Below are 15750 nucleotides of genomic sequence, written 5' to 3' on the forward strand. Positions count from 1 at the left end.
AAATCAGTAAAAGTAAAGGAATGAAGGAATGAAGCTATTAACGTTTGCTGTACCCTGTTATAATTCGGCAGCCTATATGGAAAAGTGTGTTGCTTCCCTGCTGCCCGGTGGAGAGGAAGTAGAGATCCTGATCATTGATGATGGTTCTACAGATGAAACTGCAGAAATTGCAGACAGACTGGAAAGGGAACACCCGACTATCATCCGGGCGATCCACAAGCCAAATGGTGGACATGGATCGGCAGTCAATACCGGGATCGCCAATGCAAAGGGAATTTATTTTAAGGTAGTAGACAGTGATGACTGTGTCAGGGAGGATGCCTATCAGGAGATCCTTCAGAAGCTACATGAACTGACCGGCGGCAGCAGGACACTTGATATGCTGATCAGTAACTTTGTATATGACAAGGCAGCAGAGAAGCATCATAAGGTGATGCATTACCGTCACATCCTGCCAAGAAATGAATTTTTTACATGGAGTGATATCCACCATTTTTACAAGGGGCATTATATCCTGATGCATTCAGTTATTTTCAGAACAAAGCTACTTCGGGAATGTGGGATCAGACTGCCGGAGCATACCTTCTATGTAGACAATCTCTATGTGTTTGAGCCGTTGCCCTATGTGAAGACCATGTATTATCTGGATGTGAATTTTTACAGCTATTATATAGGCAGAGAAGATCAGTCTGTGAATGAAACCATTATGATCGGGAGGATTGACCAGCAGCTTAAGGTCAATCAGATCATGATCGATTATATGTCGGAGAATAAGGGAATGATCTCCGTAAACAGAAAGCTGGATCAGTATATGCTCAGTTATCTGGACATCATTACGACAGTTTCCTCTATTCTTCTGATCAAGTCAGGAACAGAGGAGAATCTTAAGAAGAAAGAAGAGCTGTGGAGCTATTTGAAGAAAAAGGACTGGATCCTGTACAGGAGACTGCGCTTTGGGCTGCTTGGCCAGGCCATGAACCTGCCGGGAAAGGGAGGCAGGAAAATCTCAGTAGAAGGATATAAGATCTGTCAGAAGTTCTTTGGATTTAATTAATTCAGAAACGGGAAACAAGAACAAAAAAGCTGTGTAAATGCAGATCCCGGAGTGGGAAGCATTTACACAGCTTTTTGCGGCTCAATGATCTATACCTGTCTGATCTGTTTGCGGGCTCTTACTTCATAGCGGTGATTCTGCCAGATTGTTACAATATCCATGCCATATACTACAATATACATCACAGCCGCCATGATGAAAGCAGTCAGCACATCAAACACAGAATGCTGCTTGATGAACATGGTGGACAGGATAATGGAAACACATAGTATAAGGGATGCTGTGTGGACTGCCGGATTTTTGCGCAGCTTTTCATTACGGATTACTGCAAAATGGGTTCCAAGTGAATTATACACGTGGATACTTGGCCACAGATTGGTTGGTGTATCGGTATGATACAGGAATGCAACCAGATGGGTGAAAATATTGTCCCTTGGCATTACGGCAGGGCGCAGGTGGTGGCCATTTGGCCAAAGTGTGGATATGATCAGGAAAATGGTCATACCTGTAAATAAAAATACACAGCTTCTGAAATAATCCTGTTTATCTTTAAAGAAAAAATAAACTACAACTGCACTGACATAAAAGAACCACAAAAAATAAGGAACCACGAAAAATTCGCAGAATGGGATCACGTCATCAAGACTCATGTGGATCAGATTTGCAGGTCTTGTCACATGTTTTTCCAGATAAGTGAACCAGGTCAGGTAAATGATGCCATAGATAATAAGAGGTATGGCATGCTTATACCGGTCATAAAACTTTTTCATAATCATCTCTCCTCAAAAACGATTGAAACTATAAAAGCATCTGCAGCTTATTCTGCCCGCAGGTCAGGGTAATGGAAGAAGATTTCATGGAAACCTCTCCATCTGTATGTACCCATAGCGGTGCAGAAGTGACAAGGCGCAGTTTCCTTGCCGTATACTTGTCAACACCACGGAAGCGGTAGTGCTTTCCCTGAAAAGCAGTAGGCAGTACGATCAGGATCTTTGGCTTTGGAATATCACCAGCCACACAGATATCAAGAATTCCGTCGTGATAATTGGCACCGGGACAGAATTTAAAACCGCCTCCCTCATACTGATGTACCATTCCTGCAACAAACAGAAAACGGTTTAAGCGGATGGGTGTGTCAGAATCATCCAGATACATGTCACAGGAGACTTTCCTGGCTGCGATGAGCTGCTTTAAGGCAATGGTGAGATAGGTCAGCTTGCCGAGTCCTATCTTATTTAATATATTCTTAAAACGGGAAGCTAATGCTTCTTCACAGACAGCAGCATCAAATCCTATACCGCAGCTTACTGCAAAATAGCGCACAGTCAGAAGCTCACTGCTGTGGTGTCTTGACAACTGTGAAGTAGTATTTTCATAAACTACCTGTCCCATGTCCAGACACTGTGGTTTCTTACAGGAAAGAATATTCGTAAGAATTTCCACCGGGTCTTTTGGCAGGTGAAGATCACGTGCCATGTCATTACTGGATCCTGTTGGGATATAACCAATGGCAACACGGGAAAAATCAGAAATGCCCTGCAGTGTTTCATTCAGTGTCCCGTCACCACCAAGAACGATAAGCTTCAGCGGATCCTCCGGTGAACAGGGCACCCTGCTGCACAACTCTTTGGTAATTGTGATTACATGGCCGGCTCTTTCTGAAAAAAACACTTCATAGGACACGGCTTTCTCTTTTAAAACCGGTTCAATTCTGGCGTAGATCTTGGCTCCACGCCCGGATTTGGAAGCCGGATTGACGATAATATAGTACATAAATATCCACCCTCGTAAAATCTTTCCCTATTTTAACAGCATTATTTCCTATAGTAAAGCTTTTCGGAGGATATTTAGATTTTTTTAAGAAAGGCTTTAGGAAACTGTTCCCTTTTCCGGTAGGTTCGTGTTATACTACATAAAATATTGAAATTAGTGAGGAGGAAGAAACATGTATTCACTTGATGAAGTAAGGAAAGAAGATCCCGAAATCGCACAGGCGATCGTGGATGAGCAGGAAAGACAGAATAGTCATATTGAGCTGATCGCTTCTGAAAACTGGGTGAGCAAGGCGGTTATGGCTGCTATGGGAAGTCCGCTGACGAATAAATATGCAGAAGGATATCCGGGAAAGCGCTATTATGGCGGATGCCAGTGCGTAGATGTTGTGGAAAACCTTGCAATAGAAAGAGCAAAAGAGCTTTTTGGCTGTGAATATGCCAATGTACAGCCCCATTCAGGTGCCCAGGCGAACTTTGCAGTACAGTTTGCCATCTGTAATCCCGGTGATACGATCATGGGAATGAACCTGGACCATGGCGGACATCTGACTCATGGAAGCCCGGTCAATGTATCCGGTAAGTATTTCCATATTGTTCCTTACGGAGTCAATGAAGATGGTTTCATCGATTATGATAAATTAAGGGAGATCGCTCTGGAATGCAAGCCCAAAATGATCATTGCAGGTGCATCCGCCTATGCAAGAACCATCGATTTCAAGAAGTTCAGAGAGGTTGCAGATGAGGTTGGTGCAGTGCTGATGGTAGATATGGCGCATATCGCAGGTCTTGTGGCAGCAGGACTTCATCCAAGCCCGATCCCTTATGCAGATGTCGTTACCACAACGACCCACAAGACTCTGCGTGGACCGAGAGGCGGTCTTATCCTCTGCAATAAGGAAGCAGCAGAGAAGTACAATTTTAACAAGGCAGTATTCCCGGGAACCCAGGGTGGTCCGCTGATGCATGTGATCGCAGCCAAGGCTGTCTGCTTCAAGGAGGCACTGACAGACGATTTCAAAGAATATCAGAAGCAGATCATTAAAAATGCACAGGCACTCTGCAAAGGACTGCAGAGCAGGGATATCAGGATTGTATCCGGTGGCACGGATAACCATCTGATGCTGGTGGATCTGACCACTTATGATCTGACAGGCAAGGCTGTAGAGAAGATGCTGGACGAGGCACATATCACAGCTAACAAGAATACGATCCCCAATGATCCCAAGTCTCCTTTCGTAACAAGCGGCGTACGCCTTGGCACACCTGCTGTTACTTCCAGAGGTATGAAGGAAGATGATATGGATCAGATCGCTGAAGCAATTGCTCTGATCATCAAGGGCGGCGAGGAGAAGATCCCCGAAGCAAGAGCTATCGTACAGAAGCTGACAGACAAGTATCCGTTAATTTAATAATTTAAGCGGATGGGATGTAACAGAATATTGAACTGAAAAGGACAGGGCTTTCTGAATGCCATACAGGGCAGGAAGAAAGTCCGTTTTTATGTCATAGGAAATTACTTCGTAATGTTCCAATGACATAAAAAACCCTCCGGGCAGGATCGCACTGCGGCGGAAGGGTAGATGTCGTATGGAGCGACCCGCCGCAGGCGGAGAATCCTGCAAGCAGGATTCTTTTTTTTTTACAGGAAATCAGGTTGTTCCTGACATTCTGGATTGAAGCATGCAAAATAAAATAACAGAATAATCGACAAAATATGAAAATAAAACTGAAATAAATCCACAAACTGGAAAATGAATAAAAAAATAGAAGAAAAATGAAAAAATGTGTTGACAAATAAAGACCGGTCGATTATACTAAAGTTACAAAAACACAGAAGAAAAAGAAAAAAGTACAAAGGACAAGTACTTAAGAAGCACTCAATCGTATGGATGCACAAAAGAAAAAGTAACGAAGAACATAAGAGAAACAGATTGATGAACCGTTACAGTACCTGGTACAAAAGAAAAAGTGGAGAAGTACGAAAGAGAAAAGAAAACTGAATAAGGAAACGATACTACGAAAAGAGGTAGAGACCATTGGAGAGTATAGTTTAGAAGCGGGTGTTGATCGAAAGGATTGATGCCCGCTTCGCCGTATAGGAAATTACTTTGCAAAAATTTTGGACGGGCTTTTTGGGATCAAACCAGAGAAAAGAAGCGAAGAAAGAAATTTCCTGTGGTATTTCGGTGGTAAATAGGGTATCATGGTTTACAGATGCTGACTTTTGAAACGGCAGTTGCTTTTAATAGAAGAAACATATGCAGTACAGGAATGAGGATGAAAATGGCAGATACCGACAGAGATGAAGAATTTGATGAAATAGACAGAAGAGAATACCGGAGAAAACGACGGATGAAAAATCAGATCATTGCCTATGTCAGTGCAACAGTTATCATGGCAGTGGTAATCGCCGGAGCTGGGATTGGAATCCATAAGGGAATTACCTCCTATCAGGATAAGAAAAATGCCAGAGAGCTGCAAGCACAGCTTGAAGAGATGAGTGCACAGCAGGAAGAGCCGGTGGTAGTGGAAGCTCCGGCGGCAAGCCCGGAAGAAGAGACACAGGAGCAGCTAAGCCCCCTGGATGAGATCGTAAATGCACAGATTGAAACGATGCCGATCGAAGATAAGGTAGCCGGACTCTTTGTCATCACTCCGGAAGCACTGACAGGAACAGATCAGGTGACCAAGGCGGGCGATACTACGAAGGAAAAGCTGACACAGTATGCAGTAGGAGGACTGGTTTATTTTAAGCAGAATATTTCTTCGGGAGATCAGCTGAAGGAAATGATCAGTAATACAGACAGTTACAGTAAATACCCATTATTTATTGCTGCAGATGAAGAGGGCGGATCTGTGAGCCGTCTTGCAGCAGCAGGTCTTGCTGAAAATGTGGGAACCATGAAGGAGATCGGAGCATCCGGAAACCCGGACAATGCGAAGACTGCAGGAAGCAGTATTGCCTCCTATCTGACAGAGTATGGATTTAATCTTGATTTTGCACCGGTTGCTGATGTAGTGACAGAAGGAAATACTTCTATTGGAGACAGATCCTTTGGAACAAATGCCGGTGATGTGGCTACTTATGTGGCAAAGAGCGTGGAAGGTCTGCAGGAGGGCGGTGTCAGTGCCTGCCTGAAGCACTTCCCCGGACTTGGCAGTGTAGACGAGGATTCTCATGAAGGAATGGTCGTTTCTGAAAAAACACTGGAGGATTTTGAAACAACAGATTTCCTTTCTTTCCAGGCAGGAATTGATGCCGGAGCAGATTTTGTCATGGTCGGACATCTGTCTGTACCTGGTATTACAGGAGACAATACCCCCTGTACGCTTTCTGAAAAGATGATCACGGAGGTTCTTCGTGGCCAGATGGGCTTTGACGGAGTTGTTATTACCGATTCTATGGCAATGAGTGCCATTACAGATTATTATACAGCAGATGAGGCAGCCGTAAAGGCGCTGCAGGCCGGAGCAGATATGATCCTTATGCCTGAAGATTTCGAGACAGCCTATCAGGGAGTGCTGGATGCAGTAAATAATGGAACCCTTACTGAAGACAGGATCAATGAATCTCTTGTCAGGATCTACCGTGTGAAGCTGAAAGACAGAGCTTCGTAAGAAAACCCGGATTCCGGGTTCAGGGAAAATCCCTGAGGAGAAGCCGGGTTTTCAGTGCATGTAATGTATAAAGATTTCAAAAAATTAAAAAATTTAAAAAAACTTCAAATTTGCTGTTGACAAAAAGAATAGTATCATGTATATTAATACTTGTCCGTTGGATACAGCGGTTCGAAATTGAAAACGCACGAGTGGCTCAGTTGGTGGAGCACGACCTTGCCAAGGTCGGGGCCGCGGGTTCGAGTCCCGTCTCGTGCTCTATTAAAATCACTCAAAATGCTGATAAATACAGCGTTTTGGGTGTTTTTCTTTTTCTCAAAAGCTGTAGACAGTTGTAGACAGTCTTTGCAGATTATTTAAGAGCACAGGAAATAGCATCATATGTCTCTTTCTCTGTCAGTGGATTGTAGATATATCCAAGCGTAGTAGTGAGATCACTGTGCCCTAACTGTTCACGAATAACGTCAAGTGGCACACCGGCGGCATTTAAACGGCTGGCATATGTCTTTCGCATCTTATGACTGCTTTTTGTGTGCATTCCCATGCGTTCAGCAAATTTCTCCAAAACATAATTAATCTGTCTGGAAGTAAGCCTTTTGCCATCACGGACAAAAACGTACTCATCAACATGATTGACTTTTTCCAAAATCTCTTTTGCCTGTGGAATAAGAACCACAAAACGATCAGTATTTGTTTTGGTGTGTTCCACAACTTCTACGGCATTTGTATCCTGATTACGAATTTCCTCACGCACAATGTGGAGATGATTATCGTCACAAAGATCTTCCCATTTCAAAGCTACCAGTTCCCCCACACGCAGACCCAAAAAGAAATTTAACCGAATAGCCATAAAACTACAATCGTGCGTTTCTGAATACTTTTGGTCGAGATAAGCATTCAAAGCAGAAAGTTCATCTGTGTCGTAGGTTTCCGTCTTTCCGGTTTTTCGTTGTACCTGTTTATAACGTACCTGAATAACTACTTTTGACATGTAATTCTCTTCAATGTATCGTTTGCGAAATGCGTAATCATACATGCCGTTTAGAATGACTTTAGCATTGACCCATTCCTTGCGTGTCAGATTGTTTTCTGAAACGATCCGGTTACATTCTTTGTCAAGAAGCAACTCATCAATAGACTGGACTTTCATGGAATCAAGCACCGATGTTTCAAAATATTTCTTATAACGCTGTTTATGGCGTTTCATGGTGTTGGAACTGCCACACAGCGCAGTCTTATATTCAAGCCACTCTTCGTATAATTCGTGAAATGTTAAGTTGTCAATGTGCGTCTTAGCAAAGTAGATAGGAATTAGTTTATCTAACAGAGCTTTTTCGCTGGGTGCCTTGATATTCTTCCGCACACCACGGGCATCCTTATAAAATGTCTGCCAGCGACCGTGTTCAGAGGACGGAGCAGTAATTGCATAGGGATGCATTTTTTTGATTTTCTCTCTTTGTGTTGCCATAATATTATCGACCACACTGTCTGATAATAGAGTAGCATCGGATTTTAAAATTTGCAATATGGTATCATACGATGATCGTTCTTTTTGGTTCATTCAGGTTTACCTCATTTCTGAAAATGGGGCTTGTGTCTTTTGACTTCTTTTTTCTGTGATCTTCTTTCTTGCGCAAGCTGTTTGATTGATATTTATTGTGGGCGTATACATTGCATACATTGATGTATTCAGGACGTTTTCCCTTATTTTTAAAGGCTTTGTGGGTAGATGCATACGCCCCGAGTAATAATATGGCGGGGCGTAACCGCCTGCGGCGGTGTCAGTCATATGCATTCCATACAAAACATACACACGCGCGGATGCGCTGTTTTTCCTTTATTTATGGGGTTTTTGGGATGTTTCATACAGGGTTTCCGGGGTAATACTGCACCCGGAAATCCCAGACCGCCTGCGGCGGTCAATGACCGCACCTGTGTGGCTGGTAGCTACGCTACCGCCCCACGCACGGTCACGTCCACGGACGCAGTTATCGAAACCGGCAAGGCATCTGGTAACTCCCTAATCTACCTATGATAAAATCATCTCAATGCACAAAAAAATATCTCAAATACAGATAAACCAACTCAGCTAAAAACTGAATGATTAACAGGGGCATCTTGACTATTTAACAGCATTCTGAAAAGGCATGGTTTTATGCAAGTTTTATTTGTAGGAAAGATAAATTCGTGTTACGATAATAGTGAAAGCAGGTAGTTATGAAAGAAAAACAATTTTACGATGAAAATGAGCAGAAACGGGTAAATAAACTCGTTGATGATATGACTCTTTTTGATGATGATCTGATGAGTCATGTATTTGATAAAAATATAGAAGCTACAGAGCTTATACTTCGCATTATCCTTGGAGAAGATATTAAAGTAATCAGTGTGGAAGGACAGGATGAGTTAAAAAATCCGCTGGTAGATGGTCGTAATATTACACTGGATGTACATGCGGTAGACTCTCATGGAAAAGAGATGGATATAGAAGTCCAGAGTGATGCAAAGGGTGCATCGGTAGAGCGTGCAAGATTCCATAGCAGTATGATGGATGCCAGAATGCTGAAAGCAAGTCAGGACTTCAAAGAACTCAAAGATTCCTATGTGATATTTATCTATAAAAAGGATAAATTCAATGAGGGTATGCCGGTTTATCATATTGATCGATATATCAGGGAAACCGGGAAATTCTTTGAGGATGGTTCACATATCATATATGTGAATGGAAGCTACAGGGGCGAAGGCGAAATTGCCCAGCTTATGGAAGACTTTCATCAAAAGGAATCAGAGGATATGCACTACAAGGCGTTAGCCGATGGTGTAAAACATTTCAAAGAAACTGAGGAAGGACGTGAGACTATGTGTGAATCAGTAAAAGAATATGCAAAAGAATATGCAAAAGAATATGCTAAAGAATATGCTAAAGAATATGCAGATGAACGTGATGTGATTAAAGTAAGAAAACTTATGGAAAATTTACAGTTTACATTGGAGCAGGCTTTAAATGTACTTGACATTCATGGAGAGTCCAGAACCTATATCGAAAAACGACTACAGAAGTAGCTCGCACAACTACAGCTAGGGTTTGTGTTTTGGATGGGAATATGCTAGGATATGGTTGGATGGAGATAGTATCTTCAATAGTTAAAGACCAACTCAACAGATTTATCATAGAAATGGGGGTTTTTGCCATGAAGAAAAAGACAATTATTATATCCGGAATTGCGGCTGTATTGGTCATCGGCTCGGTGGTGTTTTGTTTTGCGGTTAAGGGAGACGGCACCCAGCCAGCAGAGGTAGCCCAGACAGTAACGGAGGCAGTCGCAACACCAACCATCGAGATCCCCGAAGAAGTAGTTGAGGAGCCAGAAGTAGTAGAGGAAGTTCCCGAAGTACAAGAAACCACCGAAGAGGTTTCTTCTATCGTCGATGTAGCTGAGACTTCCGAAGAGGTTTCAGAGGATTCGGGGGTATCTACTCAGAAAGAGGAAGTTTCCACAGAGCAGTCAGCAGAGCCAAAGCAGGAAGAGGTTAAACCTGCGGAGACAAAGCCAGTAGAAGCTCAGCCTACAGAGTCAAAGCCAAAGCCAAACGTGAATCAGATTTCTACGGATGAAGTTTCACAGGCTCTGATTAATCAGATTCTTGCAGATGGTGGAGTTTTGGGTGGTAATTCTACTAATTCCACATTAGGCGAAACTGCAGCATTCAATAGTGCAGCATTAGACGTTATTGTAGAGTAACTCATATTGCGTATAAAATTGAAAGACAGACCACAAATATTGAAGACTCCTAGAAGCGTTTCCTTAGCTTCTAGGAATTTTCTGTTTTTAAGAGGCTTTTTTAGTCAAGAAGGAGGTTAAAGTATGAAGAAACTGATAAAACGTATCGTACCCATTTTACTATCGGTTTTCATGTTATTTGGGGTACTAGATACGCCTGTTTACGCATCCAGTACGGAGGAAAACTCAGACGGTAATAATTCAGGAAATCAGGGTTCACAGGATTTAAGTGGTAAAGACGGTGCATCCGTTCAGCGTTCAGGTTTTATTATCTATGTATCAGATGGCTCAGGTCATGCAGTCAGTAAGATTGTAGCTATCTCATCTATGGGGGTAGAACCGCACAGTTCTTCGGGGGCGCCAAGAATAGATATGTTGTACACTACTTTTGGAGAAGCAGTAAATACATTCCAGTGGGATACAAAGCCTGCATGGGGCGGTTCACCTTTTACGACAACAGGTACGGCTATTACAGCTTGGTTGAAAAATCCCCAGACACTAGCAAATGGTAACCCAGGTTGGTATTACGTCTGTACATCTATTCTCGGTATGAGTGAAGACGAAGCAATGGCTTTAGCAGATAAGCAGGAGATGTATATGAACGTTGAGACATGGATGGGTGGCGGTTTGTATGTTGGAATGACCCATACGGGTGTATTTCTTGTGGCAGACAGCTCAACATGGGGCAAGTACACTCAGCCAAACAATCGACTTGGTTTGTATACGCATGACAAGTTGGTTAACGGGGTAGCCTACAGAGAGAGTTGGTTAGGTTTAAGTGTTCCGTCATCCCTTAAGGGAAAACATCCATCAAGTGAGTTGACGGGTATGGTTGGCTTAGGTATCTCATCTATCCGCTTAAAGCCGGGTGACCGCCAAGTGATAAAGTGTTATTACACTGCAGGAAAATTAGACAGTACCTCTTATTCCTTTGCAGACGAGTCCTACGAAATCAAAGACGAGGGTTCGTACAAAGCAAAGGACTGGTTCGTGTCGGAGAAGAAGTCTAACAGGTCGGGTGATACCGAGTTTTCCTCTTTCCAGTCGGAGTTGCCATCAACTAGAACATATGCTTGAAATAGATTAAGTAGTAGCACTAATGAATATATGCGTATCTTTAGAAATTGTAAAAAAATTAGCACCGTTTAAAGTGCTAATCTTCATAATGATATTTACATGAGTATATAATCAGATTTTGGGTGTTATCCATATTGTAAATTAATCTATGCTCATCGGTAATGCGTCTGCTGCATGCTTTACGGTGCTTTAATGGCTCCGGCTTAACAATTCCGGTTAAAAGTCCATTGCGGTCAATATCCTTAATAAGTTCATTGATCCGCTTAACCATTTTTTATCTTCCTTCTGCCATTCGGTTTAGTGTTCCCAAGCAGTAGGAGTAAATATTATATTCATTTATTCGTATGCCTCCAATTCTTCAATGGACTTAGCAACAAAATCACCTGCCGCAGCTTCTGCCATAGATTTATCAAGCATAGCAAGATACTCAGCGTTTCGCTTGGCTTTCATCATTTCGTTGTATTCAGCTTCGGAAAGCATAACAATATTTTCGTTCTTAGGTCTTGATATAATTATTGTTTCACCATTAAAAACCTTATCACATAAACTCTTGAAATTATCTCTAACATCCATGCTCTTTACTGCTAACATATAAAACACTCCTTTTTGCACATAAAAACGTATGGCTTTCCGTACTTTTATTATATGCTATTATTATCTCCATGTCAATAAATTTAATGTATTCACTTTCTGGCTATTTTGGATTTTGAATTACAGATATTGAGAAAATGGGCGATAGAAGCAAGTGTCTACAAATTGTCTACAAAATATCTACAGAGGTGTCTACAGCTTATTGCTAAACATAAAACGGATGAGAATATTCCCGTCTCATAAAATCAGCAAAAAAAGAAAAGTTAATAAAGTTGTAGACAGCTTGTAGACAGTGTGATGTCTCGTATTGCAGAGGAGACATTCATCTGCCGTAACCAATCGGGTAAAAGGTGGTCAAATCAAGCGAGACGGAAAGGAAAGAACGCATGGACACAAGTAATCTAATGGAGCAGATATTATCTAGTGATAATCTCAACAGAGCATATCTGCAAGTCGTACGAAACAAAGGTGCTGAGGGAGTGGACGGAATGAAGTACACAGAACTGAAGGAACACCTTGCAAAGAACGGCAAAACCATCAAGGGACAGTTGAGGACAAGAAAATATAAGCCTCAGCCAGTACGAAGAGTGGAGATATCAAAGCCTGATGGCGGTGTCAGAAATCTGGGAGTACCAACAGTAACAGACAGATTCATACAACAAGCCATCGCACAGGTGTTAACACCAATCTATGAGGAACAGTTCCATGACCACAGTTACGGATTCAGACCTAATAGATGTGCACAGCAGGCAATTCTAACGGCACTCGATATAATGAATGACGGAAATGACTGGATTGTAGACATCGACTTGGAAAAGTTCTTTGACACCTTATTAGGTTTAGGTACTGATTATAATAACGATATCGTATCATTTTTAAAAATCTATAACAAGTGCAGATTGCAAACTAAAGTTACTTCGTGGTATATTTTTATTGTGTGAGTATTATAAAAATCAAGCAGTATTGTTTGTGTCTTACGGGGGATAACACATGACGGTTCTGAATAAAAAACAAATGTCTGAGGAAGATGTTAAGCTAAACTATATCACGCCTGCAATTCTTCGTGGCTGGCAAGACCACATCACTATGGAAACCAAGGTTAAAATTACAGATGGACAGATAAACATCAAGGGAAATATGGCTGTTCGTAAAAACCCTAAGTATGCGGATTATGTTCTCTATTTGAACGACAACAAGCCTATTGCAGTAGTAGAAGCTAAGGACAATAACCACACCGTATCCTATGGTATTCAGCAGGCTATTGAATATGCAAAGATGATGGATCTGCCTTTTGCTTACTCTTCAAATGGCGATGCTTTTTACGAACACGATTTTCTTACAGGGAACGAAACGTTTATCGAACTTGATAGGTTTCCCTCTCAGGAACAGCTTATTGCCAGATACTATGCTGAGATTAATGGTGGTAAGGGAATTTCGGAGGAAGAGAAAAAAATCATAGCACAGCCCTACTATTCGTCGCAAACTTCTTTTCCCCCTCGCTATTACCAAAGAAATGCCATAAACAGAACCGTTGAAGCTATTGCAAATGGACAGAAAAGGCTCCTTCTTGTTATGGCAACCGGAACAGGAAAAACCTATACGGCATTTCAGATTGTGTACCGCCTACTTAAATCAGGCTTCAAAAAGAGAATTCTTTATCTTGCTGACAGGAACATCCTTGTGGATCAGAGCGTTGAACAGGATTTTAAACCGCTTAAAAAAACCATATATAAGGTGGACTTTGCCAAAAAAGACTGCCTAAATCAAATTCGCTCTCATGAGGTGAATTTTGCTCTCTATCACCAAATGGTTGGACAAAACGGTGAAGAGCATTTCAGACAGATTCCGGCAGGCTACTTTGATCTGATTGTTGTGGATGAATGCCACAGAGGATCTGTAAAAGAAGACAGCAACTGGAGAAAGGTGCTTGAGTATTTTTCGGAAGCAACCCAGATAGGTATGACAGCAACTCCAAAGGAAAGCGAAAAGGTGTCGAACATCGATTACTTTGGTGATCCTGTATACAAATACAGCTTAAAACAGGGAATAGAAGACGGATTTCTTGCGCCGTTTAGGGTGATAAACGTTACTCTCAATATAGGAGACGGATGGAGACCTACTAAGGGACAGGTTGATATCTTTGGCAATGAAATCGAAGATCGTATATACAATAACAAAGACTACGACTATCCAAATGGTGTTATTTTGGAAGATCGGATCAATGAGGTCGCAAGTGAAATTACGGAATATTTAAAAGCTACAGACCGGATGCAGAAAACCATAGTGTTTTGTGCAACAGAGGATGCAGCAGACAGAATGAGATCGGCACTTATAAAACTGAATTCGGACATGGTGAAGAAAGATTCTGATTATGTTGTTCGCATTACTGGGTCTGATACATACGGAAAAAGTAAATTGGACTATTTTATTTCTGTCGCATCTCCGTATCCTGTTATTGCAACCACATCTGAGCTTCTTTCCACAGGGGCAGATTGCAAAATGACAAAGCTCATCGTTCTGGATAGGCGCATTGAAAGTATGACCACTTTTAAGCAAATTATTGGTAGAGGAACCCGAATAAGGGAAGATCTGGGTAAAACAAACTTTACCGTAATGGATTTTAGAAATATTACGAGACTCTTTACGGATCCTGACTGGGATGGACCTGTAGAACAGGATGAAAAATACTGCCATTCTGGAAAAACCTTCCATAACGAAAACCCTGATAAGAAGGAAGAACAAACAGAAGGCAGGCAAGAAAAGAAAGAGATCCCGATAGTAAACAAAGATGGATGCAGAGTAAAAATTATTAACAAAATCGTATCCGTATACGATGTGGATGGGAAGCTGCTTAAACAGGAAGATATTATTGACTACACAAAAACAAATATTAGGGGCGAATACGCATCTCTTTCTGACTTTATATACAAGTGGAAATCCTCTGACAAAAAGGAAGAAATTGAAAAATCCTTTGCCGAAATGGGAATAGATCTTACGGCTTTGAAGAAAGATCAGGGGTTGGAGGACGTAGACGATTTCGACTTTATTTGCTATGTTGCATACGGAACAAAACCTCTTACGAGAAAAGAACGGGCAGACAACGTGAAGAAAAGGGACTTCTTTTCAAAGTACTCCGGAGATGCAAGAGCGGTTTTGGAAATTCTTTTGGACAAGTATATGAACCAGGGTATAGCAGAGGTAGAGGACATAAAGGTGCTTTCTCTTTCAGACTTTGCTGATTATGGAAAACCTGCCAAAATCGTAAAGCTTTTCGGAGGCAAGCTTCAGTATGAAACAGCAGTAAAAGAACTTGAAGACAATATCTATGAGGGTGTGGAGGAAATGTAGTTATGATGGATTTTTTGAGTTCTTCTCTTTTAGGAAATGCATTAGGAATTGCAGGAATAATCATATCTTTACAAATTAAAAAGAAAATAGATGATAAAAACAGCCTGATAAAAAAGTTGATTTGTAAAACGAAACAGTCTACACTTTATTGGAAAAATTTTTATATGTTAGACGAAAAGGAATCTATTGTTCGTTTACTTGAAGAGAAAGGCTTACCTTGTGATTATGACAATAATACAATCAGAGAAAGCCAGTCATATTACATTAATAATAATGATGGGTACATTCTGCTCCTTGAACTTTATCATGGAGATCCAGCGGTAATGTCGCCTAAGTATGATACATTAGGGTTATTCATTGTAACAAAAGAAAAAGAGGCATGTTCATTATCAGATTTTGAAAAAGTCGAACAGAAGAAATTAAAAGAGTTGAAATATCATATACAAAGTTATAATAATTTGTTTGGATTGGTGAATGAAATAATGGGGGATGATTAAGTATGGCA

At 41.4% G+C, this 15750-nt stretch carries 13 protein-coding genes, 1 tRNA gene and 1 pseudogene; 10 read left to right on the forward strand and 5 right to left on the reverse strand.

Features of this window, described 5'->3' with window-relative positions:
* Positions 1 to 28: 28 nt before the first annotated feature.
* Complete coding sequence (locus WJQ40_RS04950; protein ID WP_337538242.1) at positions 29 to 1054, forward strand: glycosyltransferase family A protein; 1026 nt, start codon at positions 29 to 31, stop codon at positions 1052 to 1054.
* 89 nt (positions 1055 to 1143) lie between these two features.
* On the opposite strand, the gene WJQ40_RS04955 is transcribed toward WJQ40_RS04950, so the two are convergent.
* Both WJQ40_RS04955 and WJQ40_RS04960 read right to left on the reverse strand, forming a co-directional pair.
* Positions 1144 to 1824 carry a phosphatase PAP2 family protein gene (locus tag WJQ40_RS04955; RefSeq protein ID WP_337538245.1) on the reverse strand — a complete coding sequence of 227 codons (681 nt, stop codon included), beginning with the start codon at positions 1822 to 1824 and terminating at the stop codon, positions 1144 to 1146.
* A gap of 28 nt (positions 1825 to 1852) precedes the next feature.
* Positions 1853 to 2827: a diacylglycerol kinase family protein gene (locus tag WJQ40_RS04960; RefSeq protein WP_337538248.1), complete on the reverse strand. Its 975-nt coding sequence runs from the start codon at positions 2825 to 2827 to the stop codon at positions 1853 to 1855.
* Between the two features lie 172 nt (positions 2828 to 2999).
* On the opposite strand from WJQ40_RS04960, the gene glyA reads away from it, so the two are divergent.
* The 3 genes from glyA to WJQ40_RS04975 all read left to right on the forward strand — a co-directional run bounded on the left by glyA (position 3000) and on the right by WJQ40_RS04975 (position 6705).
* Positions 3000 to 4238: a serine hydroxymethyltransferase gene (gene glyA, locus WJQ40_RS04965; RefSeq protein WP_262575106.1), complete on the forward strand. Its 1239-nt coding sequence runs from the start codon at positions 3000 to 3002 to the stop codon at positions 4236 to 4238.
* Between the two features lie 874 nt (positions 4239 to 5112).
* Entirely contained in the window at positions 5113 to 6447 is a 1335-nt protein-coding gene (locus WJQ40_RS04970; protein ID WP_262575105.1) for a glycoside hydrolase family 3 protein, read from the forward strand.
* A gap of 185 nt (positions 6448 to 6632) precedes the next feature.
* Positions 6633 to 6705: transfer RNA gene (locus WJQ40_RS04975), tRNA-Gly, on the forward strand.
* Positions 6706 to 6799: 94 nt separating this feature from the next.
* On the opposite strand, the gene WJQ40_RS04980 is transcribed toward WJQ40_RS04975, so the two are convergent.
* Complete coding sequence (locus WJQ40_RS04980; protein ID WP_337538253.1) at positions 6800 to 8008, reverse strand: site-specific integrase; 1209 nt, start codon at positions 8006 to 8008, stop codon at positions 6800 to 6802.
* Between the two features lie 656 nt (positions 8009 to 8664).
* Between WJQ40_RS04980 and WJQ40_RS04985 the strand changes: the two genes are divergently transcribed.
* The 3 genes from WJQ40_RS04985 to WJQ40_RS04995 all read left to right on the forward strand — a co-directional run bounded on the left by WJQ40_RS04985 (position 8665) and on the right by WJQ40_RS04995 (position 11306).
* Positions 8665 to 9510, forward strand: coding sequence for a PD-(D/E)XK nuclease family transposase (locus WJQ40_RS04985; RefSeq protein ID WP_337538256.1), 846 nt, complete (start codon positions 8665 to 8667; stop codon positions 9508 to 9510).
* A 59-nt stretch (positions 9511 to 9569) separates the two neighbouring features.
* A complete protein-coding gene (locus tag WJQ40_RS04990) occupies positions 9570 to 10190 on the forward strand; it encodes a hypothetical protein (protein WP_337538259.1) in 621 nt (206 codons plus the stop codon).
* A gap of 123 nt (positions 10191 to 10313) precedes the next feature.
* The gene (locus tag WJQ40_RS04995) at positions 10314 to 11306 is read left to right on the forward strand and encodes a hypothetical protein (protein WP_337538262.1); all 993 of its coding nucleotides are present in this window, start codon (positions 10314 to 10316) and stop codon (positions 11304 to 11306) included.
* Positions 11307 to 11382: 76 nt separating this feature from the next.
* Here WJQ40_RS04995 and WJQ40_RS05000 read toward each other — a convergent pair whose 3' ends face one another.
* Positions 11383 to 11577: a Txe/YoeB family addiction module toxin gene (locus WJQ40_RS05000; RefSeq protein WP_337538264.1), complete on the reverse strand. Its 195-nt coding sequence runs from the start codon at positions 11575 to 11577 to the stop codon at positions 11383 to 11385.
* Between the two features lie 65 nt (positions 11578 to 11642).
* Positions 11643 to 11897: a type II toxin-antitoxin system Phd/YefM family antitoxin gene (locus tag WJQ40_RS05005; RefSeq protein WP_337538266.1), complete on the reverse strand. Its 255-nt coding sequence runs from the start codon at positions 11895 to 11897 to the stop codon at positions 11643 to 11645.
* Positions 11898 to 12283: 386 nt separating this feature from the next.
* On the opposite strand from WJQ40_RS05005, the pseudogene WJQ40_RS05010 reads away from it, so the two are divergent.
* The 3 genes and pseudogenes from WJQ40_RS05010 to WJQ40_RS05020 all read left to right on the forward strand — a co-directional run.
* A pseudogene (locus WJQ40_RS05010) lies at positions 12284 to 12730 on the forward strand (reverse transcriptase domain-containing protein); the annotation flags it as partial.
* Between the two features lie 157 nt (positions 12731 to 12887).
* Positions 12888 to 15245, forward strand: coding sequence for a DEAD/DEAH box helicase family protein (locus WJQ40_RS05015; RefSeq protein ID WP_337538269.1), 2358 nt, complete (start codon positions 12888 to 12890; stop codon positions 15243 to 15245).
* A 2-nt stretch (positions 15246 to 15247) separates the two neighbouring features.
* The gene (locus tag WJQ40_RS05020) at positions 15248 to 15742 is read left to right on the forward strand and encodes a hypothetical protein (protein WP_337538272.1); all 495 of its coding nucleotides are present in this window, start codon (positions 15248 to 15250) and stop codon (positions 15740 to 15742) included.
* The last annotated feature ends 8 nt before the right edge of the window (positions 15743 to 15750 follow it).

This window comes from Suilimivivens sp., assembly GCF_037359455.1.
GTDB classification, from domain to species: domain Bacteria; phylum Bacillota; class Clostridia; order Lachnospirales; family Lachnospiraceae; genus Suilimivivens; species Suilimivivens aceti.

Excerpts from the sequence above, each read along its gene's own strand:
- WJQ40_RS05015 (WP_337538269.1), top strand. The coding sequence starts at position 12,888 with ATGACGGTTCTGAATAAAAAACAAATGTCTGAGGAAGATGTTAAGCTA.
- WJQ40_RS05000 (WP_337538264.1), bottom strand. The coding sequence starts at position 11,577 with ATGGTTAAGCGGATCAATGAACTTATTAAGGATATTGACCGCAATGGA.
- glyA (WP_262575106.1), top strand. The coding sequence starts at position 3,000 with ATGTATTCACTTGATGAAGTAAGGAAAGAAGATCCCGAAATCGCACAG.
- WJQ40_RS04970 (WP_262575105.1), top strand. The coding sequence starts at position 5,113 with ATGGCAGATACCGACAGAGATGAAGAATTTGATGAAATAGACAGAAGA.
- WJQ40_RS05020 (WP_337538272.1), top strand. The coding sequence starts at position 15,248 with ATGATGGATTTTTTGAGTTCTTCTCTTTTAGGAAATGCATTAGGAATT.
- WJQ40_RS05005 (WP_337538266.1), bottom strand. The coding sequence starts at position 11,897 with ATGTTAGCAGTAAAGAGCATGGATGTTAGAGATAATTTCAAGAGTTTA.
- WJQ40_RS04950 (WP_337538242.1), top strand. The coding sequence starts at position 29 with ATGAAGCTATTAACGTTTGCTGTACCCTGTTATAATTCGGCAGCCTAT.
- WJQ40_RS04995 (WP_337538262.1), top strand. The coding sequence starts at position 10,314 with ATGAAGAAACTGATAAAACGTATCGTACCCATTTTACTATCGGTTTTC.
- WJQ40_RS04985 (WP_337538256.1), top strand. The coding sequence starts at position 8,665 with ATGAAAGAAAAACAATTTTACGATGAAAATGAGCAGAAACGGGTAAAT.
- WJQ40_RS04990 (WP_337538259.1), top strand. The coding sequence starts at position 9,570 with ATGGAGATAGTATCTTCAATAGTTAAAGACCAACTCAACAGATTTATC.
- WJQ40_RS04980 (WP_337538253.1), bottom strand. The coding sequence starts at position 8,008 with ATGAACCAAAAAGAACGATCATCGTATGATACCATATTGCAAATTTTA.
- WJQ40_RS04955 (WP_337538245.1), bottom strand. The coding sequence starts at position 1,824 with ATGAAAAAGTTTTATGACCGGTATAAGCATGCCATACCTCTTATTATC.
- WJQ40_RS04960 (WP_337538248.1), bottom strand. The coding sequence starts at position 2,827 with ATGTACTATATTATCGTCAATCCGGCTTCCAAATCCGGGCGTGGAGCC.